General features: G+C 58.4%; 1 pseudogene. It reads left to right on the forward strand.

Annotation, left to right across the window (positions count from 1 at the left end):
• Nucleotides 1-219: pseudogene (locus HMPREF2617_RS11720) on the forward strand (transposase); the annotation flags it as partial.

A 219-nucleotide genomic window follows, 5' to 3' on the forward strand; every position in this document is an offset into this window, starting at 1 on the left:
TTCCACCCGCAGGATGAACGATCTGGTGGCGACACTTGGGATTGCCAACCTGTCGAAATCGCAAGTCTCACGCATGTCGGAAGAACTCGACGAGATGGTCGCAGACTTCAGAACCGTCCACTCGATCCCGGCGGCTACGCCTACCTGTCGTGCGACGCGTTGACGATCAAAGTGCGCGAAGGCGGACGCGTGGTCAAATGCTCAGTACTGCTTGCCACC

Source organism: Corynebacterium sp. HMSC070H05 (genome assembly GCF_001837615.1).
GTDB classification, from domain to species: Bacteria; Actinomycetota; Actinomycetes; order Mycobacteriales; family Mycobacteriaceae; genus Corynebacterium; species Corynebacterium coyleae.